The sequence below is a fragment of the Terriglobia bacterium genome (assembly GCA_020073205.1).
Lineage (GTDB): Bacteria > Acidobacteriota > Polarisedimenticolia > Polarisedimenticolales > JAIQFR01 > JAIQFR01.
Genome location: JAIQFR010000011.1, coordinates 42471 through 67631, shown reverse-complemented (window position 1 = coordinate 67631; position 25161 = coordinate 42471). Strand labels below are relative to the sequence as shown.

The window sequence follows — 25161 nt, the reverse complement described above, 5'->3', positions numbered from 1 at the left end:
GGGAAGCTGTATACTGGCCGAGTGCCGCGTTGATCTGGTTGCCGGTAGCGTCGAACCTCGCCGTGCTGTTCACCGTCGAGAACTGAGTATGGTTAAAGGCGTTGTACGCCTCGCAGCGGAACTGCGTGTTCAGGCGCTCGCGGATGCGGAAGTTGCGGAAGAGTGAAATCTCCCAGGTGTTGATGACTCGTCCGCGCAACAGGTATTTGGCGGCGTTGCCGATGGCGCCTTGGGCCGGCAGCGCAAAGACGCCGGTCCGGAAGTACCGTGGTCGAAAGTGCGCTCGCCGGCGCGGGCAGGTTGGGATCGCCCGTGACCACATTGCGCGGTGTCAACGACGTCGTCCCGCTGATATCCGCGGCCGTTGCTGGGTGAAGTTGACCGTCATGGTAACGCCGCCGATGAAGCGCGTGATGCCGGTTAAATCGTCCATGTCCCCACCTGCACCCAACCGCTCGCCAGACCACTGCTGTCGTTGGCCCACAGCGAGAGATTCCTGGTGCCGGTATAGGCGGGCTTAAAGGTGAGCGACAGCGTCCAGGTGACGTTATTGCCTACGGTCGAGACCGAAGACCCCGAGGCATTCACCGTACATTGACTGTTCTGCAGCGTGCCGCCACTGCCCAGCGCTATCGGACCCAGTACTCCGGTGGCTGTGTCGTTCAACAAATACAGGGAACTCGATCCGGGCAGCAAGGTAACCTGGCAGTTGTTCACCCCGCTTGCCAATGAACCCGCCAGTAAATACAGGCTGGCCAGGTGGGTGGGGCCGTTCGGATCCGTCGTTGTAACCTGGATCGTCGCAGAGTATCCGCTCCCCGAGATTAACGGCACGGGAACCACCACCACGGGAGCTTGTGAAGGTACAGTCCATGTCCCGACCGCCACCCAACCGCTCGCCAGCCCGCTGCTATCGTTGGCCCACACCGATAAGTTCCTGCTGCCCGCATAGGAGGCGCTAAAGGTGAGCGACAGCGTCCAGGTGATGTTATTGCCTGCGGTGGATGACGACGACCCCGAAGCATTCACTATACATTGACTGTTTTGCAGAGTGCCGCTGCTGCCCGGCGCAATCGGACCCAGTGCTCCGGTGGCAGCGTCGTTCAACAGGTACAAAGCGTTCCCGTGCGTGTCGCCCAGGACCTGGAATTCCACGTGCCTCGGGTCCGGCAGGTACTTCTCGAGGTAGACGTCGGGGACGCCGAAAGCGGCCCCGGCCTCCGAGCGCGCAGCATCGAGCATGCGCCCCATCTCGGCGGGCGTCGGGACGATCCGCATTCCCCTGCCGCCGCCACCCGCGGAGGCTTTGATCAGCACCGGATATCCTATCTCCGCCGCCAGCGTCGCCGCCTGCTCCTCGTCCTGCACGATCCCTTCGCTTCCCGGAAGGACCGGCACCCCCGCTTCGATCATCGTCCGGCGCGCCTCCGCCTTGTCCCCCATCCTGCGGATGACGTCGGGCCCCGGGCCGATGAACGTGAGGCCGCACTCGCGGCACACCTCCGCGAACTGCGCCGACTCCGCCAGGAAGCCGTAGCCGGGGTGGATCGCCTCGGCGCCGGTGATCTCGGCAGCCGAGATCACCGCCGACACGTTGAGGTACGACTCCTTGTTGGCGGGCGGTCCGATGCAGACGTCCTCGTCCGCGAAGCGCACGTGCAGCGAGTCGGAATCCGCGGTGGAGTGGACCGCCACCGTCTTGATCCCGAGCTCGCGGCAGGCCCAGATGATCCGGAGCGCGATCTCGCCCCGGTTGGCGATCAGGATCTTCCGGAACACGTTCCTTCCGAAGGAGTCGGGAGAGCGACTCCCCGCATCAGGCCATCGGCCTCAGCTTGAACAGCCTCTCGCCGTACTCCACGGGTTGCCCGTTCGCGACGAGGACCTCCACGACCTCCGCATCGATCTCGCTCTCGATCTCGTTCATGAGCTTCATCGCCTCGACGATGCAGAGCACCTGCCCCTTGGCGATCTTCCCGCCGACCTCGATGAAAGGGGGCGCCCCGGGACTCGGGGCGCGGTAGAACGTGCCGACGATCGGCGACGTCACGGTGATGAGCCCGTCGTCGACCGGCGAGGCGACGGCCGCGGCCGGGGGCAGCTTGTCCTGGGAGGCGGGGGCCGGCGGCGCCTCCTGAGGGAGCGCCCCGGCCGGCGGCTGGATCACCAAGGCGGGTGCCGATCCCGGGCCTTTGACCAGCTTGAGCTTGAAGCCCTCGCGCTCCAGCTCGAAGGTCGTGAAGCTGCTCCGTGAGATGACGTCGATCAGCTCGCGAAGTTCCTTGGCGTCCACGTGGTTCCCCAGAATCGGCGTCCGGATCCACCCTGCGAAGTCACGAGCCTACCACCGGGCGGCTTCGGGAGTCGAGAGGGGGACTGCGGCCGGAGGCAAGAGTCGAAGGTCCGGCCATCGGACGACGACGCGCGGCCCCCGTACGCCGCCGCGGGGGACCGGTCAGCCTTCGAGCTCGGGTTGGATCCGGCTCGCCGCCTTGCGGAGCTCGAACCGGGCGCGTCCGAGACTGCCGCAGGGAGCCAGGGCCATCAGCAATCCGTACTCCGGGGTGACCCTTCGGATCACGAGCGTCACGCTCGGGGCGTTGACGACCAACTCGGTCGGCTCCTCGATCCCCGCTTCCCGGTTCACCAAGCCGACTCGGCGAAGCAGGTCGGCGTACGACGCGACGACCAGATCCCAGGGGAGGTCGCCGCCGCCGCCGTCGCCGGCCACGATGATCCCATCCGACCCGATGAGCAGTGCGGCACGGGCTCCCTGGACGCTCGTGAGGAGCGCGGCGAGTGTTTCATCGAGCATCGTCCACCCTCCGGCTTCGGTCGATCCCGCGCAGGATCGCCTGGAGCCGCCGCGCGACCCGCTGCCCGCGAGGCTCGCCGGCGGCGCCCAGGATAACGCGGAAGCGACCGCGGAGCGCCGCGGGATCGGCGCCGACCGGCGGCGGCGCGATCTCATCGGGGACCTCGGAGGCCTCCCGCTCGGCGGTGGACGAGAGGCTGTCGAGGAGCGACCGGGCCTCGGAATCGTTCGGCCGGACGGAGAGGAGCGCCTCCAAGATCCTTCGCGCTCCCCGGACGTCCCCCTGCGAGACCCTCAGCCTCGCGTGGGTCACCGTGGCGAGGACGATCCCTCCACCGCTCTCCTCGGGCATGTCGCCTCCTCTTGAAACGCGAAACCCCACCGCCCTCACGGGGCGGCGGGGCTCGCGAGCGTCGGGCGCTCCACCCGTGCCGGTTACTTGGCCGGCGGGATGCAGCTGTTGACGGACACGGTCGCCCCGCCCGGAATATCGGGAAGGGACTCGATGCGCGTTCCGTCGACCGTCCGGCCGCGGAAGGAGATCTCCAGGCTCACCGTGTGCCCGCCCCGGTCCGAGGTCAGGACGCCGAGGAGGATCGGCGTGAGCGGCACCGTCTGCGTGGCGTTGGCCGGGATCAGCCCCGAGGTGCTCTCGACGATCGGACCCACGACGACGTCGTCGTCCCACACGTACGTCACCACGGCGCTGTCGATCGCCACGTCGGTGAAGGGACCCGCCGAGGCCAGCGTGGACTTGGGCGAGTCCCTGAGGGTCACCGAGATCGGAGGCGGAGCGGTGAAGACGCACGCCCCCAAGGCCGCGTTGTACGAGGACGTGACGGGCGGGATGATCGGGAACTGCGAGATCGACAGGATCACGTTCGGGCCGCTCCCGCTGTCCAACGAGTTGTTGGCGCAGGCTCCGAGGAGCAGGACGAGCCCGGCGGCGATCGCCACGGCAATGCTTCGATGGGCTGTACGCATGATCCGACCTCCCCTACGAAACCTTGAGGATCTTGGGAGTGATGAAAATCAAGAGCTCCCGGTTCTCGTTCGTGATGTTCTTCTGCTTGAAGAGCCATCCGAGCACCGGCAGCTTCCGGAACCAGGGAACGCCGACCTCGCTCGCGGCCTCGTTGATCGTGAAGATCCCGCCGATGACGGTGGTGCCGCCGTCGCTGATCAGGATCTTGGTCTGGGCGCGCTGCGTCCTGATGGGCGGAACGTCCCCGACGCGGTTGCCGAAGTCCGGGGAGTTGTTCTCCACCGAGACGTCCAGGATGATCGTGCCCTCGGCGGTGATCTGCGGCGTCACGCCCAGCTTGAGGGATGCCGACACGAACTCGACGTTGATCTCGGTGGCCGTGGTGTTCACCACCGGGATCCGGACGCCCTGCTCGATCTCGGCGCGCTCGTTGTTCTGGGTGGCGATCTTGGGCGACGAGAGGATGCGGCCGCGCCCCTCCGTCTCGAGGGCGTTCAGCGCCAGGTCCAGCGTGAACGAGTCCAGGACGTTTCCGAACTTGAACGCCAGGTTGCTCGCGCCGTTGGCGCCGGGAAGGTTCAGGCCGTAGTTCGCCGAGGCGTTGTGCGGGAAGGTGAGCGACGTGGCCGTTCCGCGCGTCGCGTCGGCGATCGCGGAGAACCCCCACTTCACGCCGAAGTCCTGGACGAACTCCCGCGACGTCTCGACGATGCGGGCCTCGATCATCACCTGCGGCGTCTCGGCGTCGAGGGTCGAGACCAGCCTGTCCAGAGGCTCGACCTTCTTCGGGATGTCGCTGATGATCAGGGTGTTCGTCCGCTCGTCCACGATCACCCGGCCGCGCGGCGACAGGATGCCGCCTTCCCGGATGACGCGCTCGACCTCCTTCGCCTTGGCGTACGACAGGGTGCGCGTGACGGTGGTCGGCTCGACCTCGAGCTCCTTCGCCTCCTTGAGCTGCTTCCTGCTGGCGGCTTCCGCCGCGAGCTTCTGCGTCGAGGCGATCCGGATGACGTTGTCCTCCATCACCTTGTCCAGGCCGTTGTTCTTCAGGATGATGTCCAGCGCCTGGTCCCAGGGGGTGTTGTCGAGGACGATCGTGACGCGTCCCTCGACGCTCGGGTCGAGCACGAAGTTCAGCCCCGAGAGCTCGTGGAACAGCCGGAACACCTGCTTGATGTCGGCGTCGACCAGGTTGAGCGAGAGGCGCTTGCCGCTGTACTGCGCCTGGTCCTTCGCGATGGTCTTCGTCTCGAAGGAGGGAGCGGCCGGCATCTTGGCCGCGGGTGCGGCAGCCGGCTGGCTGGACGCCGTGGCGGGCGTGGGCGGCGCCGGAGCCTCGGCGACCTTCACCGGTGCGGCCTCCAGCACGACATGGAGCGACTCGGGCGCGACCGACCCGGCGGGAGCGGGGGCCGCGACTTCGGCGGGCGCGGCCGGGGACGTCGCCGTAGCCTCGTTGGCCTTCACCGGCGCGGCCTCCAGCACGACCTGAAGCGATTCCGGAGCGACCGACCGTGCAGGAGCCGGCGCCGCGACGTCGGCCACCGGCGTCGGCGCGGGGGGCGCGGGGGCTTCCGCCGCCTTGGCCGGCACCGGGTCCGGAGCGGCAGGCGGGATCTCCCGCGGCTCGAGGCTCTTCGCCTCCACGGGAGCCTCGACCGGAGGCGGTGCCGGGGTGGGCGGAGCGGCGCTCGCCGCCTGCGCCGGCCGGACGTCCGCCGGGATCGAAGAGGCTCCGTCGAACGACACGACGAGGCTCGAGCCCTGCCGATCGATCCGGTAGGGAACCGTCTCGTCGAGATCGAACACCACCCGGGAGACCGGCGACGGCTCGGCGCGGTATTGCCCCGCACGGACCCGTGTCAGCCCGCCCTTCCCCACCGCGATCTGGCGGGTCGAGAGCCGGCTCACCACCCCGGGCAGGTCCAGGACCAGCCGACTCGGCCGCTCCAGGACCTGGGGCTCATAGGAGAGCGCCCCATCCCCGGACAGCGTGACGACGGGATGCCCGCCGGAGTCGGTGGAGACCTCCACGGCCTTGAGGTTGTGCGCCCCTACCGGGCCCGCGGCGGACGCAAGCGTGGAAACGCCGTCCCCTGCCGCGGACGGACCCGCAGCGAGCAACAGCGCGGCCAGCGCCGCCACGATCAACATGCCGTGCTTACTCATTGGCCTTTTCCTCCTCCAGCGGGACCAGCCTCTTCACGACGTCCCGGTAGGGCTTGATCAGCCGGGGGTCGTCAACCTGCTGGCGGAAGGTGACGGTTCCGGCCTTGGGATCCACGGCGATGAGCGTGCCGTCGTAGACCTCGTCGCCGACCCTCAGGAAATAACCCTTGTTGTCCGACCCCATGAACAGGGTCATATCGCCGCCCGACGGGTCTCGAACGAGACCCACCAGGACGATCTCCGAGACCAGCATCCCGGCGACCCCACGCGGCCGCGGGCCCTTCCTCTTGATCGCCAGGTCTTCGTACAGCGAGCGGAACGGGTCCCGGCGCCCGGCGGGGTCGTACGAGAACCGCTGGCCGCTCAGGATCTGCTCCTGCTGTCGCAGGATCGTCTCGACGGTCTGGTTCCCCTCCGCCTCGGCGCGCTTCGCCTCGCCGGCGGCGGCCGTGTCCGTCGGGTTCTGCGGTGGGGCCGGGGCTTCCTGCGCGAGCGCGGTGAACGTCGCCGTCACCGCCAGGGTGAGGCCCGCCGCCGCCAGGATCCGGCCCAGGTCTCGACGGTTCATTTCTTGGCCTCCTCGACCTTCTCGGTCGGTGGCTCCTCGTAGACGAACGTCGTGGCCGTGAAATTGGCGCGGATCGTCTTATCGCCTCCGCCGGGCAGCGCCGCGAGACGGAGGTTGTCGACGTTGATGATCCGCGAGTACTTGCTCACCCGGTCCAGGAAGATGCCGAGATCGTGGTAGCGTCCGACGACGTCCATCTCGATCGGAAAGACCTTGTAGAAGTCCACCGGCTTCAGGTCGCCGGGCCCGAACGACTTCAGCCCGAGGTTGGACTGGTCGGTCATGTTCTTGATCCAGCGGAGCAGATCGCCCGTCTCCGGGCCGGTCGGGAGGATCTGCTGGATGTCGCCGAGCTTGCGCTGGAGGTTGTTGATCTCCCGCTCGAACTCGGGGAGCTTCTGCTCGATCGCCTGCCCTTCCCGGATCTGCCGCTCCTTCTCGGTGTAATCGGCTCGAATCCGCTGGATCTGCTCGCCCATGTTCTTCAGGCCCGGCATGACCCAGTAGGCGACGCCGACGAGCAGCGCGGCGAGCACCACCATCATGAGAACCTGTGCGTAGAACGGCAGTTTCTGCATCGCTTCGACTCCCCGTCACGCGCCGAACCGGGCGGCCGTCCGTCGGTGGGACGGGCGCGACCCGGAGGCGCAACGCGGTGCTCGGTAGAGAAGCCGTCTCATGGTGACGCGATCAACCCTGCGGCGCGGGTGCGGCCGCTTCCTTGGGCGATGCGAACTTGCACGACAGGCTGAAGGAGACCCCCTGCGGCACCTCCGAGGTCTTCCCCAGAACCACGCTGGTGAAGTAACCCGAGGCGGCAAGGTTGTCGTAGAAGTTCGACACCGCGGTGTAGGTGGTGGCCCGGCCCGTGATGCTGATCTGGTTCTGAACGGCGGACATCGAGTCCAGCCAGAGGAAGTCCGGCAGGTTCTTGGAGATCTGGTCCAGGATATGGACCGGCACGGACTGCTTCTTCTTGAGTTCGGTGATCAGGTTGATCTTCCGCTCCAGGAGCTCCTTCTGCTTCTTGAAGTACTCGGCCTTCTTCCGGACCTCCTGCAGCCGGGTCAGTTCGACCTCCGCGGCGGCCTGCTTGGCCTTCCAGGTCCTGAGCTCCGAGGCGCGGACCCACCACCAGCTGCCGGCCACGATGACGCCCAGGATCAGGACCCCGGCGAGGAGCAGATTCTGCGTACCCCCGAGCCCGTCGAACTTGAGGGACGACGGGGTCTTCGCCTTGACGGCCTTCTTCTCGGCCAGCAGGTTGATCTTGATCATGGGCTCAATCCCCCATGCGTCGGAGCGCCAACCCCACGGAGACCGAGGCGGTGGGCATCATCTCGTTGATCATCTCGGGCGCGGCCTCGCGTCCCGCGGGAGGGATCTTCCGGAACGGGTTCAGAATCTCGACCTGGGTGTGGAGCCGGTCGCCGAGCGACTCCTTCAGGTGGACCACCTGGGAGGCACCCCCGGTGAGGTACAGCCGGTCCAGAGGCTCGTCGGCGGCGGAGATCTGCTTGAAGAAGTCCAGGGTCTTCTGGATTTCGCTGCCGATGTCCTCGTTCACGGCCGAGAGGATCGGGAGGATCCTCTCGTAAGGGACCCCTTCGATCTCGTCGCCCCTCTTCAGCCGCTCGGCCTGCTCCGCGGAGAGGTTCAGCTCCTTCTGGATCGCGTCGGTGTACTGGTTCCCGCCGATGTTGATGTCCCTCCAGTACACGGAGGTCCCGCCGTGCAGCACGGTGATCGAAGCGACCGCCGCTCCGAGGTCCACAAGCGCGATCACCTGGTGCGGCTCGAACTCGTAGTTGACCTCGAACGCGTTCTGGAGGGCGAACGCCGCGATGTCCACCGTGATCGGGTTGAGCCCGGCCTGGCTGATCACGGCGGCGTAGTCGTTGATCTTGTCCTTCTTCGCGGCGGCGAGGAGCACGTCCATGTTCCCCTCGCCCGAGAGGCTCGAGCCCTCCAGGATCTGGTAGTCGAGGTTGACGTCCTCGATCGCGAACGGGATGTACTGCTCCGCCTCCCAGTGGATCGACTCCGCCAACTCGGCCTCGCCCATGGTGGGGAGGCTGATCCGCTTGACGATCACCGAGTGGCCGTACAGGGCCGTCGCGACGTCGAGGTTTCGGATGCGGAGGCGCTGGAACAGCCGCTGGACGGTCTCAATCACGAGTTGGGAGTCCATGATGGCGCCGTCCACGATGGCCTCGGCGGACAGCGGCTCCCAGCCCAGCTTCGCCAGCTGGTACCCCCGGCCCTTCCCCATGTCCTTGAGTTCGACCACCTTGATGGAGCTGTCACCGATGTCGAGTCCGACCAGGTTGCGGCTGCGTCCGAAGAGCATGTTCGCCCTCACCACCTTCTCGAGGCCCGAAAACCCGGAACCTCAAGTAGGACTTTAAGCTAGGTCATCCGTTCCGAATGAGTCAAGCGGAAACGACCCCCGCTCTTCGCGCCGGCCTCCCGGCGATCCCTCGGGTCATCTTCGGACCGTTTCGTTCCTGCCATCCACGTTTGTCCTGCTCCGCCGCGTTGTGAGAACGGCGAGGCCTTCCGGGTTTTACGGACCTTCCGGATAACGGCCGAGGGTGTAATATAGATGCGCGCGGGACGAAAGCAACCATGTGCCCCAGCCGCGGCCGCCAAGCGGGATCAGTTGGTCTCGATGGCGAAGCGGCTCGCGGCTCGCGGGGCGTCCGGGGCGTCGACGCGAAGGTGGGGGCGGCGGTTCTCGCGGACCACCGGCCCGGCACCGGGGGATCCTTGACACGAGCCCCGGGCTCCAATAGCATGCGGGTTTCGCGCGGCGGCTCTAGCGGGCAGCAGCCTGGCTCTCCGAGGACAAGCGATGGCTCGAGTGTGCGAGATTTGCGGCAAGAAGACGGTCTTCGGGCGGAACGTGTCGCACGCCCACAACGTCACGTCCCGCAAGTACCTCCCGAACCTGCAGGAGGTGCGCGTGATGACGGAGCGGGGGGGGACGAAGCGGATGAGGCTGTGCACCCGCTGTCTCCGCAACGGCACGATCCGGAAGGCCGTCGGCTAGCGATCCGCGCGCGCCGGCACCTTCGCGCGCGGGGCGCGGCGGTTTCGCCGGTCAATCCACCAAGGCCACGGCATCGATCTCGACGCGGGCGCCCCGCGGTAGCCGCGACACCTCGACACAGACCCGCGCCGGCGGCGGTGAGGGCACGAGTTCAGCGTACACGCGATTCACCCGCTCGAAATCGTCGAGGTCCGTCAGGTAGACCGTGGTCTTGACCACACGGTCGAGACCGCTTCCGGCAGCTTCGAGGATCGCTCCGACATTGCGAAGCGCCTGACGGGCTTCGGTCTCCACGTCCCCCGGAACGATCGCCCCGGTGGCCGGATCGAGCGGAATCTGTCCCGACACCCACACGGTCCCACGGGCCCTCACCGCCTGCGAGTACGGCCCCACCGCCGCCGGGGCCCGATCCGTCCGCACCGTCTCCCGCATGTCCCCTCCCCGCCCCCGACCTGAGCCGTCGCGTCGCGCGGGCTCAGCTCAGGACGCGATCCACCTGCCGCACCCCGCCGATCCTCCGGATCCGGTCCATCACGCGCTGCATCTGCTGACGATCGGTCACCGCCAGCACGAGGCTCACCCTCGCATCGCTCCCCTCGAACGTCTTGGCATCCATGTTCTTGACATTGCTCTTCTCGTCGGCGATCGCCGACAGGATCTTGGCGAGGACTCCCGGCCGGTCGTCCACCCCCAGCACCAGCCTGACGTCGTAGACGGACGCGGCGCCCTGCGCCGTGTCCCATTCCACGTCGATCCGCCGCTCGGAGGCGAACAGCAGGCGGGTCACGTTGGGACACTGGACGGAGTGGACCGACACCCCTTTCCCCCGCGTGATGTACCCGACGATCTCCTCGCCGCGGACCGGGTTGCAGCACCGCGCGAGGACGACCATGACGTCGTCCATGCCGCGGACCTTGATCCCCCGGTCGGCGAGTCCCAGCGCCCGCTTCACGACCCTCGCGACGACGCCGTCGGTCCGGGGCTGGAGCTCGGACGGGGGTACGACGGCGGCGACCAGCGCGTGCGGCGCGACCTTGCCGTACCCCACCGCCGCGAAGAAGTCCTCGAGGTCCGCGAGGCCGAGCTTGCGCAGTGCCTCGGCCACCCGGCCGTCCTCGGCGGCCGCGCGCAGCGAGAGCTTGTACTTGCGGAACTCGCGGTCCACCAGCTCGCGCCCCAGCGCCTCCGAGCGCGCCCGATCGTTCGCCTTGAGCCAGGCCCGGATCTTGCTCCGCGCCCGGGTCGTCCGGGCCAGCGCGAGCCAGTCGCGGCTCGGGTTGTGGCCGGGCTGGGTCATGATCTCGACGATGTCGCCGTTCTGGAGCTGGCTCCTCAAGGGAACGATCCGCCCGTTGACCTTGGCCCCGACGCAGTGGTGGCCGACCTCCGTGTGAATCGCGTAGGCGAAATCCACCGGGGACGCCCCCCGCGGGAACGAGAGCACCCTTCCCTTGGGGGTGAACGTGTAGACTTCCTCCGGGTAGAGGTCCACCTTGACCATTTCGAGGAACTCCCGGGGGTCCTTGAGATCCTGCTGCCACTCGAGGAGCTGCCTGAGCCACGCGACGCGGTCCGAGTCCTGCCCGGAGAGGCGCCCACCCTCCTTGTAGTGCCAGTGCGCGGCGATCCCCTCCTCCGCGATGCGGTGCATCTCGTGGGTCCTGATCTGCACCTCGAACGGCTGTCCCTTGTCGGTCATCACGGAGGTGTGGAGGGACTGGTACATGTTCGGCTTGGGCATCGCGATGAAATCCTTGATCCGCCCGGGGACCGGACGCCACTCGGAGTGCACGATCCCCAGCGCGCCGTAGCAGTCCTTCACCGACGACGTCAGGATGCGGAAGGCCACGTAGTCGTAGATCTGCTCGACCTCGATCCGCTGCCGCTTGATCTTGCGCTGCATCGAGGCGGTGCTCTTGATCCGGCCGCGGATCTCCGCCTCGATCCCCGCCTGCTCGAGCGCCGCCGCGAGCTTCGCGCGGATTTCCTCGATGAAGTCGCCGGTGACCTTCCGCCGGGCCTCGAGCGCCTCGGTCAGCGCGCGGTGGGCGTCGGGCTCGAGATGCTGGAACGCGAGGTCTTCGAGCTCCGTCTTGATCCGGCCGATCCCCAGCCGGTTCGCGATGGGGGCGTAGATCTCGGACGTCTCCCGGGCGATCCTCTCCCGGCGTACCGGGTCCAGGAACTCCAGCGTCCGCATGTTGTGAAGACGGTCCGCGAGCTTGACGAGAATCACGCGGATGTCGTCCACCATGGCCAGGATCATCTTGCGGAGGTTCTCGGCCTCCGCCTGCTCGGCGGATGCGAACTGGAGCTTCGAGATCTTGGTGACCCCGGCGACGATGTGGGACACGTCCTCGCCGAAATACTCGCCGACCGTGTCGATGGAGGTGAGGGTGTCCTCGACGACGTCGTGGAGGAGCCCGGCGACGAGGCTCGACGTGTCCAGGCGCAGCTCCGCCAGCGTGTACGCGACCTCGAGGGGGTGGGTGAGGTACGGCTCGCCGGACTGCCTAACCTGGCTCCGGTGCTCGCGGGCGGAGAAGACATACGCCCGCCGCAAGAGCCCGAAGTCCGCGCCGGGATTGTACTCCTCGACGCGCTCCAGGATGTCCTCGAACCGCCGCACCATGGGGCCGTCGTCCTCCCGCTCGGGGGATTATAGCGAGCGGGCGAGCGCGGTGCGGGTCGTCCCGCCGGGGCTCAGGAGGCCCGGACCTTCCGGGCGCCCGGCCGGGCCCCGGTGGCCGCGAACTTCCCCTTCTTCTTGAAGTAGTGCTTCCAGACGACAAGGATCGGGCTGGCGATGTAGATCGACGAGTAGGTCCCGACGATGATCCCGATCGTCATGACGAACGAGAACGGTCGGAGCGCCTCGCCGCCCAGCGCGAGAAGGGCCACCACGACAACCCAGGTCAGGCCGGACGTGATGATGGTCCGGCTCAGCGTCTGGTTGATCGAGTCGTTGATGAGGCCGATCAGGTCCTCGCCCCCCCGGAGCTTCAGGTTCTCCCGGATCCGGTCGAACACGACGACGGTGTCGTTGGTCGAGTAGCCGACGAGGGTCAGGAACGCCGCGACCACCGGAAGGCTCATCTCGTAGCCGGAGAGCGAGAAGAGCAGCAGGGACACCGCGGTGTCGTGGACCAGGGCCACCACCGCCGCGAGCCCCCACTGGAACTCGAACCGGAACCAGATGTAGGCCAGCATCCCCACCATCGAGCCCAGGATCGCCAGCAGCGCCTTCTTGACGAGCTCGCGGCCGATCGCGGGGCCGATGTAGGACTCGCTCCGCACCGCGAAGGGACCGGTGAAGGCCCGCTGGCGCAGGACCTCCATCGCCGGGGGCTTCATTCCCGGCACCCCCGCGAGGTCGTCCACCGATCGGAAGATCGCCTTCTCCTTCCGGGCCTCCACGATGCCCGCGGCGATCTTCTGTGCATCCTCGCGGGCCAGGTCGGGCGAGGATTCGAGGAGGGTCTTGAGCGAAGACTCGTCGGCGTTGTTGAGGTCGACCCCGTGGGACTCGATCCGCCGCCTCACGTCCTCGGCCCTGAGGGCCGTGACCACCTTCGGGGTGAGGTTCTCCTCCTTCACCGCGGAGACCAGGCCCAGCCGGATGTAGACCTCGTTCTCCTCGGGCTTCCCGATGGTCGTCACCAGGTGGTTCGTGAACCCCGCGCGGTCCAGCTCCGACCGTATCGCGCCGAGATTGGGCGAGGTCGCGTACTTGACCTGCACCTCGGTCCCGCCGGTGAACTCGATCCCCATCTTGATGCCGTGGATCGGCACGACGATCGCCGAGCCCAGCACCACCGCGATGGACAGCCCCACCCAGAGGCTGCGCTTTCCCATGAAGTCGATCTTGGGATTCCTGAAGATCTGCAGCACGACCCACTCCCGGCTCCGCGCGTGGAGCCCTCCGGCATCAGATGCTGAGCGACTCGACCGGCCGGCCTTCTCCCAGCACCAGATCGAAGATGACCCGCGACACGAAAACGGCCGTGAACATCGAGAAGATCAGCCCGACGGTCAGCGTGACGGCGAAACCCTTGACCGGCCCCGTCCCGTAGGTGAAGAGGAAGAACGAGGAAACCAGCGTGGTCACGTGGGTGTCCACGATGGTCATGAAGGCCCGGCTGAATCCGAGGTCCACGGCCGAGCGCACGGTCTTCCCCAGGTGCAGCTCCTCCCGGATCCTCTCGAAGATGAGGACGTTGCTGTCCACCGCCATGCCCACCGTGAGGATCAGCCCCGCGATCCCGGGGAGCGTGAGGGTCGCCTTGAAGTACCCCATCGCTCCCATGACCAGCACCACGTTCAGCATGAGCGCCACCACCGCGTTGATCCCGGAGCCGCGGTAGTAGACCAGCATGAAGAGCATCACTCCCACGAAGCCGACGAGCGAGGCGACGATGCCGGCCTTGATCGAGTCCCGGCCCAGAGACGGGCCGACGGTCCGCTCCTCGATGATGGTCACATCGGTCGGGATCGACCCGGACCGCAGCTTGAGCGCCAGATCCTCCGCCGAGTTGGTGTCGAAGCTCCCGTGGATCTGCCCCCGGTCGCGGATCACGTCCTCGATCACCGGCGCGGAGATCACCTGCTTGCTCTGGACCCCCCCCAGCACGATCGCCATCTTCTTGTGGATGTTCTCCCGGGTCGCGGTCTCGAATCGCCTTCCGGCGTCCTGGCTCAGCTGGAAGCCGACGGTGGCCTCGCCCCACTGGTTCTGCTCACGGATGGCGTTCTTGAGGTCGTTGCCGACGATCGTGGAGATCTTGTTGAGCGGCCACCAGAGGGTGGTGGTGCCGGTGCCGTCCCGAGCCGCGACGCGCTGGGGGTAGAGCACCGTGTCCGGCGGAAGCTGCCCGCCGAACAGCTTGGTGGCCTCCTCCTGCGAGGTCGGCGGAATCCAGTTCTGGTAGTCCGTGACCCCGGGCGGGTAGATGACGGTCTTCCACTCGAGGACCGCGGGATCCTGCATCACCTCTTTCGCACGCTCGGGATCCTCGACACCGGGAAGCTGGATCAGGATGCGGTCTCCCTTGATCCCTTCTTTCTGGACGATCGGCTCACGCACCCCCAGCTCGTCGATCCGGTTCCGGATGGTGGTGAGCGTCGTCTCCACCGCGTTGACCTCGATGGTGTTCTGGATCATCGGGGGCATCGCGACCCGCCAGCTCCCCGAGCCGAGGTCTCGAATGTCCCACTGCCCGACGTAATCGTCGAGGACCCGGCGGACGTCGCCCCTGCGGGCGGGATCGGTGCCCTTGAGCTCGAGGACGCCCGGCGTCGGGGTCGCCATTCCGGCAAACGGAAGACCCTTGTCCTTGAAGGCCTGGCCGATCCGGCTGACCGTCAGATCCATCTCGTACTTGACCGCGGACTGGGTCTCCACCTGCATGATGATGTGGGACCCGCCGCGGAGGTCGAGCCCCAGGTTGATGCGGTCCTTGGGGGGGTAGAGGTAGAAACCCGCGAGCCCCACGACCACCACGATGAGGGGGACCTTCCATCTCATGTTCTTGGACATCGAATCGACCTCTCTCCCGCCGCCAGCCCTCGGGCCACGGGGCGTTGACGCCTCACTGCACCTTGTCCGTGATCGACCGCTTGTCCACCTCGACCTTGACCTGATCGGCGATCTTGAGCTGGACGACGGCATCGCTCACGCCAGAAATGGTACCGTGGATCCCCCCCTGGGTGATTACGCGGTCCCCCGGCTTGAGATCGTTGAGCATTTCCTGGTGCCGCTTCTGTTTCTTCCGTGCCGGCGCGATGAGAAGGAAATAGAAGATGACGAAAACCAGAACGACGGGGCCGAACGTCCACCAGAGCGGCTGCGGCTGCGCCCCGGGCGGCGGCGCGGCGGCCAGGAATCCAGAGAGGACTGGGCTCATGGGTGTTGATCTCCTCGGGCGCACTCGACCCTCTCGCGGAAGGGCGTCTTCGGCCCTCGCCGATCGCGGCATCTCGGGACGAAGTCGGGGATTGTGACGCACCGGGGCGTCGGCGTCAAGGATCTCCCCGGCGGGGGGCCTGGACGGCCGGTCCGATGCACGCCATCATTCGCCCTGCGTTGGCCCCTTGCCGCCGGTACGAGTGGAAGAGGTCGGCGCGACATCGGGTGCACCAAGGGGCACAGTGGATCGCCCCCTCGGGCACGCCGGACGCGACAAGTTGCCAGCGGATCGTGGCGTGGAGATCTGCCTTGATCCTCCCCCGTGAGTCAGTGCGTGACACGTCTCCGCCACGGCCGGCGGGGACCGAGGCGCCCAAGGCCTCCTCGACCTCCCATCCGATCTCGTAGCAGCACCCGAGGATCGCGGGGCCCAAGGCCGCTACCAGGTCCGAGGGTGGGATCCCCCCGGCCGCCAGCTCCTCGACTGCCTTCGAAGCCATCCCCGCCGCCGCCCCTCTCCACCCCGCATGAAGCGCGGCGGCGGCCCGACCCCGACGTTCGGCCATCAGGATCGGGACGCAGTCCGCGGTGCGCACCGCCGGGATGCGACCCACGGGCTCGCCCGAGTGCCACGCCACCCCATCGGCCTCCGGCTCGGAGGCGGTATCGGAGGCGCGGACCACCCGCGTGCCGTGAACCTGGCGGACGATCGCCGCGGTGCAACCCACGAATCCTGCCGCCGCCAGGAATCGCTCCCGGCGCGACTGGACCGAAGGATCCCCGGCGTGCGCGGTGCCGAGGTCGAACCCCGCGGAGACCCCCTCCCTCGCCGTCGAGAACGCGTGGAGGATTCCCGGGATGGCCGCGAGGGCGCGGCACCTGACGAGCAGGAGCCCGTCCACCTCCTCGAGCTCGAACGCGCCGGTCACTTCCTCTTCGTCAGGCTCTTGACGACGGACTGGATCTCGGCGGCGTCGGAGGCCTTCGGCTCCAGCTGCAGGTACCGCTCCAGCTCCTTGCGGGCGCCTTCCGAGTCGCCGGTCCTCAGGAACGCGTAGGCCAGCTCCCGGTGAGCCGCGGCGTAGTCGGGCTTGAGCTCGACCGCCTTGCGCAACGCCTCGACGATCTTCCGGTTGTCCGCGTCGGAGGGGTCGGGCTTGTTCGCCAGGACCGCGCCGATGTTGTAGAAGGTCTGCGCGGCGTTGGACGGATCGAGATCGACGACCTTCCGGAACGCCCGCTCCGATTTCTCCAGCTCGTTCTTTTGGGCGTAGAGGCTGCCCAGCGTGATCCACCCCTCCGGGTCGTCGGGCTTGAGACGCGTCAACGTCTCGGCGGCCACGATGGCCTCGTCCGTCTTTCCCATCTCGGACCCGAGCGATGCGACTCGCTCGAGAACGCCGACGTTCTCCGGCGCGAGCTTCGCCTCTTTCTCGATCGCGTCCCACGCCTTCGCGTTGTCCCCTTTCTTTCTGTAGATCTCCGCCAGGACCAGATTCGCCCCTGCCTTGTCGGGCGCGAGCTGCGCGGCTCGCGCGGCCTGCGCCTCCGCCTCCGGCAGGCGATCGAGCCGGACCAGCGCAGCGGCGAACAGGTAGCGCCGCTCCGCCTCCTCCGGCTTGGCCTCGATCGCTTTCTGGAACGGCTCGACCGCTCCCTCGTAGTCGCCGCTCTGGAACTTCGCCCGCGCGACGTCGAAGGGATCCTCGACGACCGCGGCGGTCTTGGAAGGCGCCTCCTGGAGCGCCTCCTTGGAAAGCGTGAAATCCACCGTCGCCTGGCCGAGGCCCGAGATGAGCACTTCCACCGGCAGGCCGCCGATGCGGATCTTCGTCTCGAACGGGTCGGCGACGAGGGTCCTGTCGGCGTGTCGGCTCTCGATCTTCACCTTCGCGGTCGTGTACCCGTCGGCGTTGATCGTCACCCTCCACTTGCCCAGGCCGCTCTTGTCGAACGGCTGGTGGAGGAGATTCGGCATCCAGAATCGACCCTTCTTGTCGGTTTTCTGGGTGTAGACGCGGTTCGGCGGCATGAAGTTGGTGAACACGATCTCCGCGCCGACGACCGGGTTGCCGTCACCGTCGACGACCAGCCCCTTTGCCTCCGAGACCCCCTGGGCGAGCGCGGGAGCGAGCGGCCACACCGCGAGTGCGAGCACGAACAGGATCGCTCTGGCTCTCATAGGCTTCTCTCGTCCCTCCCAACCCTTCTCGTCCGGATTATAGGGGCGAAGGTCGAGGCGTGGCAACGGCGGGGCTCGCGAGCAGCCTATTCCTCGAAGCGCTTGACGAAGATCTCCCCGGAGATCTCCGGATCGACGGCGAGAGTGGTCTCGCCGATCCTCAGGACCGTCGCCGGGGCTTTCTGCTGGAGCTTGAGCGTGGCGCCGGGGACGACGCCGAGCGTGGACAGGCGCACGAGGCGCTCGGCATCCCGGGGGACGATGTAGACGATCCGTGCCGTCGATCCGACCGCGAGTCGGGCCAACGGCTGGACCAGCGGCTCGATGGCGTTCGAGAAGGAGCGGCAGCATCGGCCCGACGGGATCGGCCTCCCGTGCGGGCAGAACTTCGGGTGACCCAGGAACGCGCAGACCGAGTCGGTGACCGCCGCGCCGAGCACGTGCTCCATCACGCAAGCGCTCCGCTCGACCGCCTGTTCGTCGCCGACCTCGAGGACCGTGGACAGGAGGAGCTCCGCCAGCCGGTGCCGCCGGACCTGTCGCTCCGCAAGTTCCCGCCCCTGCGCGGTGAGGATGACCCCGCCGTCCGCGACCTCGGCGAGGCCCAGTTCCCGGGCGCGCCCGAGGAGAGCGTCGAGGTCCGCCGCGTCGCTCTCGCGGCGGAGATCCTCCAGCCGATCGGTGCCCCCCTCCTCGAGGTGCCAGAGCGTCTCCGCCAGCTCCTCGATCTCGTGCCCGGCGAGGTCCTTGTGGTGGCTCACGATCGGTCTCCCCGGGCTCGCCGCAGCCAGCGGCGCGCCCAGTCGACGAGCCGCGACGAGCGAGGAAACTGGAAGCCGCAGTTGGGACAATGGACGATCTCGCAGCCGAGGTTCAAGGGGCAGGCGGAACAGGCGAGCCCTCCGTGGGCGAATCGCATCCCGCAGAGCGGACAGCCGAACACCGACGCGTTTCCTGGCTCGTCCGGCGCCGGCGAGAACGGCAGGTCGGCGGGGGCGGCCGCGTGGTCCAAGGCGGCGACGTCGAGAGAGGCCGGCTTTCCGACGATCCCGCCCGGGACGGGAGGGCCCGCGCTGCTCATCTTAGGGGGAGCGGGAACACGCGCAGCAGCCAGTTGAGCGCGGTCCCGACGGCGAGGGCGAACGGGAAAATGAACGACGCGATGGCGATCCCCGTTTTCCAGCCACGCTCCTTGACCATCATGAAGAAGTTCGCGATGCAGGGGATGAACAGGGTGATCGTGACCACCGCGACGAGGACCTGGGCCGGGGTGAGCTGGCCGGCCCCCGCCATGTGGTAGAGCCCGGCGGCCCCGAAGTCGCGGCGCAGGAACCCGATCACGAACGCCTCGGCGGTCTCTCTGGGAAGGCCGAGGAGCCCCGAGAGGACGGGCTCCGCCGCGCGCTCCATCGCTCCCAGCAGATTCAGGCGGTCCAGGGCGAAGAGGATCAGCGTCCCGAGGACGAACAGCGGGACCGCCTCCTTGAGGTACCACTCGATCCTCGCCAGCGTCTTCACGACGATGTTGCCCGGCCGCGGGATCCTGAGGGGCGGAAGCTCAAGGACGAAGTCGCTGCCCCGCCCCGGGAGGACCCGGGCCGCGAGCATCCCCACCAGGAAGATCACCCCCAGCACGACGCCGAGCCAGATCGCGGTCGCGAGAAGGGAGAGCGACCCGAGCATCGCGAGCACGACCGTCAGCTGGGCGGAGCAGGGAACCCCGAGCGCGAGGAGCAGGATGACGATGAGCCGCTCCTTGCGCGTCTCGAGAATCCGCGTCGTCAGGGTCGCCATCGTGTCGCATCCGAGCCCGAGGACCATCGGGAGGACCGCCTTGCCGTTCAGCCCCATCCGCTTGAAGACCCGGTTCACCATCACCGCGAGACGTGGAAGGTAGCCGGAATCCTCCAGGACTCCGAAGGCGATGAAGAACGTCCCCACGATGGGGAGGACCAGGGCGAGCGCGTAGGTGATCGCCATGGTGAGGAATCCGTAAGGCCCGACGACGAGGTCCCTCAAGAAAGCCCAGGGAATCGTCCGGTTCGCGATGGCGATCGCCCATGGGTTGATCCATCTCCCGAACAGGCCGTTCTCGAGCAGGTTGACGAGCGTCCCTGCGCCGAGCTTCCCGACGAAGAGGTAGGCGACGTAGAGAACGCCCAGGAGGACCGGAAGGCCCCACAGCGGATGCGTCGTGAGCGTCTCGGCCCGCGAGGCCAGGGCGCCCCGTGGTGAAAGCTCCTCGCGCGTGCGTCCGCGCACCTGAGCGGCGATCTTCCAGGCGGCGCGAAGGCGAGCCTGGTTGATCACGTAGTTCAGCGGCTCCCGGTAGGCCCGGCGCGTCCGCTGGCGGATCTCCTCCACCGAGTGCAGGGCCTCGGCGCTGACGCGCTCGCGGAGCCAGCCGGCCAGCGTCTCGTCCCCCGCCAGGACCATCAGGGCGAGCGCGCGGCGCGACACCGGGGCATCGGGCATCAGGATGGCCAGCGCGTCGGCGGCCGCGCGCACCGGTTCGGGGTACTCGGTCGGCGCGCTCCCGATCCTGGCGCGCCCCATCGCCTCGACGAGCTCGGCGATCCCCTGGCGCCGTGTGGCGACGGTTCCGACGACCTCGACCCCGAGGAGGCCCCCGAGCCGCTCCGCGTCCACGACGATGCCGCGCGCATCCGCCTCGTCCAGCATGTTGAGGCAGAGCACCGTCGGCACCGACATCTCGCACAGCTGCAGTGCCAGCAGGATCGTCCTCTCGAGGTTCTTGGCGTCCCCGACCGCCACCACCGCGTTCGGCCGTTCCACCAAGAGGATGTCGCGCGTGACCCGCTCGTCCTCCGAGGACGGGATGAACGAGTTCGTCCCCGGCGTGTCGCGGATCGGCTGCTTCAAGGCCCCCCAGCTCAGCGTCCCCGACGTGATCTCGACGGTGGTGCCCGGGTAGTTCGACACCGTCACGTATCTGCCGGTCAGCGCTCCGAACAGAGCGCTCTTCCCGACGTTGGGGTTGCCTACGAGGACCACGCCGCTGCGGGCGTCGTCGCTTGCGCGCGATCTACACTCCGCCGTGGCCAGGGCTCGACGCACCGCGCTCTCCCTAGTTGCGACTAATTCTCAACTAGTGATGTCAATCTATCGGAGCCCGCCAGCGTTGTCAAGGCGATGGGGCGCGCCACGGCCCTTCTCAGAGCGCGAGAACATCGAATCGATCCGGCCGGACGCCGGGATCTTCCTCGATGCGGACCCGGGCGGCCTGCGTCAGCAGGAGGAGGGGCCCGGCGGTTTCCAAGGCGATCCGGAGCGCGGATGCGACGTCAGGATGGACTCGAACGACCACCGCTTGCTCTTCGAGCCCCGGCAGCAAGCGCAGGACCTCGGAAAGCGCCTCGCGTGCGAGGGTCTCGGGGGCCTTCACCCGCCCGTGGCCTCCGCAGAGAGGGCAGGAGCGCGTCAGGGATGCCGCGACTCCCGGCCGCGTGCGCTTGCGGGTCAGCTGGACGAGACCCAGCTCGCTCAGCCCGACGACCTTCGTCCGCGCTCGATCCCGCCTCAGGGCCGCTTCCAGCGCATCGAGCACCTGCTTCCGGTTCTCCGGGGACTCCATGTCGATGAAGTCCACGACGATGATCCCGCCCAGGTCCCTGAGTCTGAGCTGCCGCCCGATCTCCGCCGCCGCCTCGAGGTTCGTCCGGAGCACGGTCTCCTCGGGCCTTGATGTGCCCACGAATTTTCCCGTGTTGACGTCGATGCTGACCAGGGCCTCGGTCTGCTGAATGACCAGGTAGCCTCCCGACCTGAGCCACACCTTCGGCCGGAGCGCTCTCTCGATCTCCTGGTCGATCCCGAACGACTCCAAGAGGGGGGCGGGGCCCGCGTGGAGCCGTACGCGAACGGCGAGCGCGGGCGCCAGCGTCGACAGGTACGCGATGGCCCGATCGTGGTAGTCCGGATCGTCCAGCACGATGCGATCGAGTCCCTGGCGCGGGGCGTCCCGGAGCAGCCGCAGCAGCAAGTCGAGCTCGGTGTGGACCACCGACGGGGCGTGACACGCGGCGGCACGCTCCTGGATCACCTCCCATTCCGCGCGGAGCATGGCCGCGTCGGCGCGGAACGCGGTCTCCTCCGCCCCCTCCCCCGCCGTCCGAACGATGAAGCCGCCCGGCGACGGCGGGAGCGCGTCGAGAACCGCGCGAAGGCGGGTGCGCTCCTCTGCGTCAGTGATCTTCCTCGATATCCCGCGGAACGAGAGCTGCGGCATGTAGACGAGGTAGCGGCCGGGAAGCGCGACGAAGCAGGTAACCCGGGCGCCCTTCGTCCCGATCCCCTCCCTCGCGACCTGAACGAGCAGCTCCCGACCCTCCCTGAGACGGTCCTCGATCGGTCCCGCCCGCACCTTGGGCCTCGGCCGAGGATCCCCGCGGACGAGATCGTCTCCCTCCTCGCTCTCCTCCGCGTCGTCGTCGCCGGTGGGCGCGATCTCGAGTTCGGCTTCGGGGACCAGCTCCGATGGACGCTCGCCGGGAAGCATGAGATCCCCCACGTGGAGGAACGCGTCGCGCCCGGAACCGACGTCGAGGAACGCCGACTGGATCCCCGGGAGGACGCGCGTCACTCGCCCCTTGACGATGCGCCCTACCGCTCCGCGGTCTCCCTCGCGCTCGACGCGCAGTTCCACGGTGGCCCCGTCCTCGCGGAGGGCCGCCCAGGTCATCCCGCCGAGACGACTAACCAGGAGCTCGCTTGCCATCGGATGCCGCCACGGTTGCCGCGAGGAGCGGATTCAGGAACCGGCCGCCCCAGTCGAGGAGAAGATCCTCGCGGATGACGTCCAGGTCGCCGGCGCGCTCCCCGAAGATCTCGGTCAGTACGTCGTCCGGCCGGATCGAGGCCTCCCCGCCTCCCAGCGCGAGCGTGAGCCGCAGCCGGTCGGCGCCAGTACGCTCCAGCGACAGTATCTGCTCACCGAGGTCCCAGGATTTCAGCCTGCCGTTGCGCTCGCGCCTCACGGTCACGCTTCCGCGCGCTCGGAAGGCCTCCAGGGCGCCGCCGACGTCGATCCCGTCGCCGCCCAGGACCCGGTAGCGCGCCGCCCGGACCATTCCTCCCAGCGCCGGAACGTCGCGCCGAATCTCCCGGAGCACCGTGAACCGGACGCCGTCGGGCAGCGAATCGTTGAGCCGCGCGACCGCCTCGTCGGGGTCGAGGCGCGCCCGCGTCTCGAGATCGAGATACTCCCCCTCGGACCCCACACCCACCGGAAGCGCGGGTCCGAACGAGACGCGAGGCTTCGGGTTGAATCCCCGGGAATAGACGAGCGGGAAGCGCGCCCGCCGCATCCCTCGCAAGATCGCTCGGCTCAAATCGAGGTGACCCAGGTACCGAAGCCGACCGCTCTTACGGAACCGGGCGCGGTAACGGTACGAAGGGGCATCCGCCGCGACTCGAGCCTCGATGTCCGTCTCACCTCCGGGAACCGGAGGAAGGGCGTCCTCCGCGCCGACGGCGTCCCCCTGGCCGGAAGACGACGGGGTGGAGAGCAACGGGATCGATGGGTCCAGGGTCCGGCGTGCGGCGGCCGCCACGCCTCCGCCAACGCACTCGCCCGCGAACGGTCCGCAACCGTGGCACGCGTCGGGTGCGCACGGGGGACGCGATTCGCCGGCCATCGCCAGCCGAAGCTCCCGCACCAGCCAGTCTCTGTCGACGCGCGAGTCCGTCACGTCCCATGGGAGGCGCCAATCGGGTTCCCAGTCCCCGTGCGCGTACCGCTCGGGATCGATGCCCTCCACGCGGAACGCCTCCCGCCAGGCCGCCGGGCGGAACTGCTCCGCCCACCCGTCGAAGCGCGCTCCGCTCCGCCAGGCCCGCTCGAGGACTCGGCCGAGAGCGCGGTCGCCCCGGGAGAAGACCGCCTCGAGGAAGCTGGTCTCTCCATCGTGGTGCTTGAACCGAATCCCTCCGCGGATGCGGGCGCCGATACGCTCCTGCTTCCGGCGCAGGTTGGGGAGACGGTCCATGCCGAGCCACTGGAACGGAGACACCGCCTTCGGGACGAACGACGAGGCGGCCAGGGTGATCTCGACCCGGCGCCCCTTCGCGGCCCGTCGACCGATCCCGAGGATCTCGTGGGCCAGGTCGACGATCCCATCGACGTCGGCATCGGTCTCCGTGGGGAGGCCGATCATGAAGTAGAGCTTGAGCAGGTCCCACCCGGCCTCGAACGCGAGCCGGCAGGCCTCCAGGATCTGTGCTCCGGTCAAATTCTTGTTCACCACGTCCCGAAGGCGCTGTGTCCCCGCCTCGGGGGCGATGGTGAACCCCGATTTCCTCACGCGGCGGATCTGCTCGGCCAGCTCACGGGTCATCGTGGAGGCGTGGAGCGAGGAGAGGGAGACCGAGACCGACTCGCGCTCGAATCGGCCCATGAGGTCGGACAGGAGCCCATGAACGGCCCGGTACTCGCCCGAGTTGAGCGAGGCGAGGGAGAACTCGTCGTAGCCGGTGGCCCGGATTGAGCGGATGACCGTGTCGCGGACTTGATTGGGGTCGCGGGCCCTCGTCGGCCGATAGACGTACCCCGCCTGGCAGAACCGGCATCCGACGGGACAGCCCCGCATGAGCTCCACCGAGACCCTGTCGTGGACGATCTCGCCGTGAGGGACCACGATCCGGTCGGGAAAGGGAAAGCGGTCGAGGTCGTAGGCGATCCGCCGCCGCACGGGCCACGGCGCGAGCCCCGAGTCCACCGGGATCAGCAGGCCGTGACCGGGCTCGCGCTCGAGCCGGTAGAGGGACGGGGCGTAGATCCCCTCGATCCGGGACAGCTCGCGGATCCTCTCTTCCCGCGGAGCGCGCGCGGCGACGAGCCCTTTCAGCCGATCTAGGGTCTCCGGAAGCGCCTCCTCGGCGTCGCCGATCAGCACCAGGTCGAGGTACTCCGCGAGCGGCTCGCAGTTGAACGTCACCGGTCCGCCCGCGATCACGAGGGGATCGCGATCGCTCCGGTCGGCGGCCCGGAGCGGGATCCCGCCCAGGTCGAGCATCTCGAGCACGTTCGTGAAGGCCATCTCGTACTGCAGCGAGAACCCCAGGACGGTGAGCTCGCGGAGCGGTGTCCCGGTCTCCAGGGTCGCAAGCGGGGCACGGTGCCGGCGCAGGGAGTCCGCCATGTCGGGCCAGGGGCAGAACACCCGCTCGGCGGCGGTGTCTTCGCGGCGGTTCAGGAGCGCATACAGGATCCGGAACCCCAAGTGGGACATCCCGATCTCGTAGACGTCGGGGAACGCGAGGCCGAAGGTCAGGTCCACCTTCCGGTGGTCCTTGACGATGGAGTTCCACTCGCCCCCGATGTACCGGGAGGGACGCTGGACTCCTCCCAGGATCCGCCGGAGCAGCGCCTCGTCCACGTTCCCCCGGCGGCCGTCCTCCTCCATGCGTTGCTCCGTGAGGAACCGTGCCGAAGGGCCCATGTTAACAGATCGGGGGTCCGCC

24 protein-coding genes are annotated in these 25161 nt (G+C 68.1%); 1 reads left to right on the top strand and 23 read right to left on the bottom strand.

The annotated features are described in order from the left end of the window. The 11 genes from LAO51_04075 to LAO51_04025 form a co-directional block, all read right to left on the bottom strand. On the bottom strand, positions 1 to 322 hold a 322-nt coding region (locus LAO51_04075), incomplete at its 3' end, for a hypothetical protein (protein ID MBZ5637917.1). A gap of 98 nt (positions 323 to 420) precedes the next feature. Continuing rightward, a complete protein-coding gene (locus LAO51_04070) occupies positions 421 to 1779 on the bottom strand; it encodes a hypothetical protein (GenBank protein MBZ5637916.1) in 1359 nt (452 codons plus the stop codon). Between the two features lie 37 nt (positions 1780 to 1816). Continuing rightward, positions 1817 to 2293 carry an acetyl-CoA carboxylase biotin carboxyl carrier protein gene (accB, locus tag LAO51_04065; GenBank protein ID MBZ5637915.1) on the bottom strand — a complete coding sequence of 159 codons (477 nt, stop codon included), beginning with the start codon at positions 2291 to 2293 and terminating at the stop codon, positions 1817 to 1819. Between the two features lie 162 nt (positions 2294 to 2455). Continuing rightward, positions 2456 to 2815 carry a hypothetical protein gene (locus tag LAO51_04060; GenBank protein MBZ5637914.1) on the bottom strand — a complete coding sequence of 120 codons (360 nt, stop codon included), beginning with the start codon at positions 2813 to 2815 and terminating at the stop codon, positions 2456 to 2458. Beyond that, positions 2805 to 3167, bottom strand: coding sequence for a hypothetical protein (locus LAO51_04055; protein MBZ5637913.1), 363 nt, complete (start codon positions 3165 to 3167; stop codon positions 2805 to 2807). Before LAO51_04055 ends, LAO51_04060 begins: the two co-directional genes overlap by 11 nt. An 83-nt stretch (positions 3168 to 3250) precedes the next feature. Next, the gene (locus LAO51_04050; GenBank protein ID MBZ5637912.1) at positions 3251 to 3799 is read right to left on the bottom strand and encodes a hypothetical protein; all 549 of its coding nucleotides are present in this window, start codon (positions 3797 to 3799) and stop codon (positions 3251 to 3253) included. Between the two features lie 13 nt (positions 3800 to 3812). Continuing rightward, positions 3813 to 5972, bottom strand: a complete 2160-nt coding sequence (gene pilQ, locus LAO51_04045; GenBank protein ID MBZ5637911.1) for a type IV pilus secretin PilQ — start codon at positions 5970 to 5972, stop codon at positions 3813 to 3815. Further along, the gene (locus tag LAO51_04040; protein ID MBZ5637910.1) at positions 5965 to 6540 is read right to left on the bottom strand and encodes a hypothetical protein; all 576 of its coding nucleotides are present in this window, start codon (positions 6538 to 6540) and stop codon (positions 5965 to 5967) included. The genes pilQ and LAO51_04040 overlap by 8 nt, the downstream gene beginning before the upstream one ends. Then, a complete protein-coding gene (locus LAO51_04035; GenBank protein MBZ5637909.1) occupies positions 6537 to 7118 on the bottom strand; it encodes a type 4a pilus biogenesis protein PilO in 582 nt (193 codons plus the stop codon). The genes LAO51_04040 and LAO51_04035 overlap by 4 nt, the downstream gene beginning before the upstream one ends. 112 nt (positions 7119 to 7230) lie before the next feature. Further along, positions 7231 to 7818: a PilN domain-containing protein gene (locus LAO51_04030; protein MBZ5637908.1), complete on the bottom strand. Its 588-nt coding sequence runs from the start codon at positions 7816 to 7818 to the stop codon at positions 7231 to 7233. 4 nt (positions 7819 to 7822) lie between these two features. Further along, entirely contained in the window at positions 7823 to 8890 is a 1068-nt protein-coding gene (locus LAO51_04025; protein ID MBZ5637907.1) for a pilus assembly protein PilM, read from the bottom strand. Positions 8891 to 9394: 504 nt separating this feature from the next. Between LAO51_04025 and rpmB the strand changes: the two genes are divergently transcribed. Continuing rightward, positions 9395 to 9592, top strand: coding sequence for a 50S ribosomal protein L28 (rpmB, locus tag LAO51_04020; GenBank protein MBZ5637906.1), 198 nt, complete (start codon positions 9395 to 9397; stop codon positions 9590 to 9592). A 51-nt stretch (positions 9593 to 9643) separates the two neighbouring features. Here the strand turns inward: rpmB and LAO51_04015 are convergent, their stop codons facing one another. From LAO51_04015 to LAO51_03960, 12 genes are all read right to left on the bottom strand, one after another. Further along, on the bottom strand, positions 9644 to 10024 hold the full coding sequence (locus LAO51_04015) for a RidA family protein (protein ID MBZ5637905.1): 381 nt from the start codon (positions 10022 to 10024) through the stop codon (positions 9644 to 9646). A gap of 43 nt (positions 10025 to 10067) precedes the next feature. Further along, complete coding sequence (locus LAO51_04010; GenBank protein MBZ5637904.1) at positions 10068 to 12221, bottom strand: bifunctional (p)ppGpp synthetase/guanosine-3',5'-bis(diphosphate) 3'-pyrophosphohydrolase; 2154 nt, start codon at positions 12219 to 12221, stop codon at positions 10068 to 10070. A gap of 74 nt (positions 12222 to 12295) precedes the next feature. Then, a complete protein-coding gene (secF, locus tag LAO51_04005; GenBank protein MBZ5637903.1) occupies positions 12296 to 13483 on the bottom strand; it encodes a protein translocase subunit SecF in 1188 nt (395 codons plus the stop codon). A gap of 37 nt (positions 13484 to 13520) precedes the next feature. Continuing rightward, positions 13521 to 15128, bottom strand: a complete 1608-nt coding sequence (gene secD / locus LAO51_04000) for a protein translocase subunit SecD (protein ID MBZ5637902.1) — start codon at positions 15126 to 15128, stop codon at positions 13521 to 13523. Positions 15129 to 15180: 52 nt separating this feature from the next. Then, on the bottom strand, positions 15181 to 15495 hold the full coding sequence (yajC, locus tag LAO51_03995; protein ID MBZ5637901.1) for a preprotein translocase subunit YajC: 315 nt from the start codon (positions 15493 to 15495) through the stop codon (positions 15181 to 15183). Between the two features lie 115 nt (positions 15496 to 15610). Beyond that, positions 15611 to 16426 (bottom strand): polyphenol oxidase family protein, encoded by an 816-nt coding sequence (locus LAO51_03990; GenBank protein ID MBZ5637900.1) that lies wholly within the window; start codon positions 16424 to 16426, stop codon positions 15611 to 15613. Continuing rightward, a complete protein-coding gene (locus LAO51_03985) occupies positions 16423 to 17679 on the bottom strand; it encodes a tetratricopeptide repeat protein (GenBank protein ID MBZ5637899.1) in 1257 nt (418 codons plus the stop codon). Before LAO51_03985 ends, LAO51_03990 begins: the two co-directional genes overlap by 4 nt. 86 nt (positions 17680 to 17765) lie before the next feature. Then, entirely contained in the window at positions 17766 to 18440 is a 675-nt protein-coding gene (locus LAO51_03980) for a metal-dependent transcriptional regulator (GenBank protein ID MBZ5637898.1), read from the bottom strand. Continuing rightward, a complete protein-coding gene (locus LAO51_03975; GenBank protein MBZ5637897.1) occupies positions 18437 to 18760 on the bottom strand; it encodes a hypothetical protein in 324 nt (107 codons plus the stop codon). Before LAO51_03975 ends, LAO51_03980 begins: the two co-directional genes overlap by 4 nt. Next, positions 18757 to 20745 (bottom strand): ferrous iron transport protein B, encoded by a 1989-nt coding sequence (gene feoB, locus LAO51_03970; protein MBZ5637896.1) that lies wholly within the window; start codon positions 20743 to 20745, stop codon positions 18757 to 18759. The genes LAO51_03975 and feoB overlap by 4 nt, the downstream gene beginning before the upstream one ends. Before the next feature lie 109 nt (positions 20746 to 20854). Further along, the gene (locus tag LAO51_03965; protein MBZ5637895.1) at positions 20855 to 22417 is read right to left on the bottom strand and encodes an Rne/Rng family ribonuclease; all 1563 of its coding nucleotides are present in this window, start codon (positions 22415 to 22417) and stop codon (positions 20855 to 20857) included. Further along, positions 22395 to 25103, bottom strand: a complete 2709-nt coding sequence (locus tag LAO51_03960) for a TIGR03960 family B12-binding radical SAM protein (GenBank protein MBZ5637894.1) — start codon at positions 25101 to 25103, stop codon at positions 22395 to 22397. Before LAO51_03960 ends, LAO51_03965 begins: the two co-directional genes overlap by 23 nt. Positions 25104 to 25161 lie beyond the last annotated feature (58 nt).

Bases quoted from the DNA above. Each gene is read 5' to 3' on its own strand.
- LAO51_04050 (MBZ5637912.1), bottom strand. From the start codon at position 3,799: ATGCGTACAGCCCATCGAAGCATTGCCGTGGCGATCGCCGCCGGGCTC.
- LAO51_03975 (MBZ5637897.1), bottom strand. From the start codon at position 18,760: ATGAGCAGCGCGGGCCCTCCCGTCCCGGGCGGGATCGTCGGAAAGCCG.
- LAO51_04035 (MBZ5637909.1), bottom strand. From the start codon at position 7,118: ATGCAGAAACTGCCGTTCTACGCACAGGTTCTCATGATGGTGGTGCTC.
- secD (MBZ5637902.1), bottom strand. From the start codon at position 15,128: ATGTCCAAGAACATGAGATGGAAGGTCCCCCTCATCGTGGTGGTCGTG.
- LAO51_04040 (MBZ5637910.1), bottom strand. From the start codon at position 6,540: ATGAACCGTCGAGACCTGGGCCGGATCCTGGCGGCGGCGGGCCTCACC.
- LAO51_03985 (MBZ5637899.1), bottom strand. From the start codon at position 17,679: ATGAGAGCCAGAGCGATCCTGTTCGTGCTCGCACTCGCGGTGTGGCCG.
- LAO51_04015 (MBZ5637905.1), bottom strand. From the start codon at position 10,024: ATGCGGGAGACGGTGCGGACGGATCGGGCCCCGGCGGCGGTGGGGCCG.
- LAO51_04030 (MBZ5637908.1), bottom strand. From the start codon at position 7,818: ATGATCAAGATCAACCTGCTGGCCGAGAAGAAGGCCGTCAAGGCGAAG.
- LAO51_04060 (MBZ5637914.1), bottom strand. From the start codon at position 2,815: ATGCTCGATGAAACACTCGCCGCGCTCCTCACGAGCGTCCAGGGAGCC.
- LAO51_03960 (MBZ5637894.1), bottom strand. From the start codon at position 25,103: ATGGAGGAGGACGGCCGCCGGGGGAACGTGGACGAGGCGCTGCTCCGG.
- pilQ (MBZ5637911.1), bottom strand. From the start codon at position 5,972: ATGAGTAAGCACGGCATGTTGATCGTGGCGGCGCTGGCCGCGCTGTTG.
- rpmB (MBZ5637906.1), top strand. From the start codon at position 9,395: ATGGCTCGAGTGTGCGAGATTTGCGGCAAGAAGACGGTCTTCGGGCGG.
- yajC (MBZ5637901.1), bottom strand. From the start codon at position 15,495: ATGAGCCCAGTCCTCTCTGGATTCCTGGCCGCCGCGCCGCCGCCCGGG.
- LAO51_04055 (MBZ5637913.1), bottom strand. From the start codon at position 3,167: ATGCCCGAGGAGAGCGGTGGAGGGATCGTCCTCGCCACGGTGACCCAC.
- LAO51_04025 (MBZ5637907.1), bottom strand. From the start codon at position 8,890: ATGCTCTTCGGACGCAGCCGCAACCTGGTCGGACTCGACATCGGTGAC.
- LAO51_03965 (MBZ5637895.1), bottom strand. From the start codon at position 22,417: ATGGCAAGCGAGCTCCTGGTTAGTCGTCTCGGCGGGATGACCTGGGCG.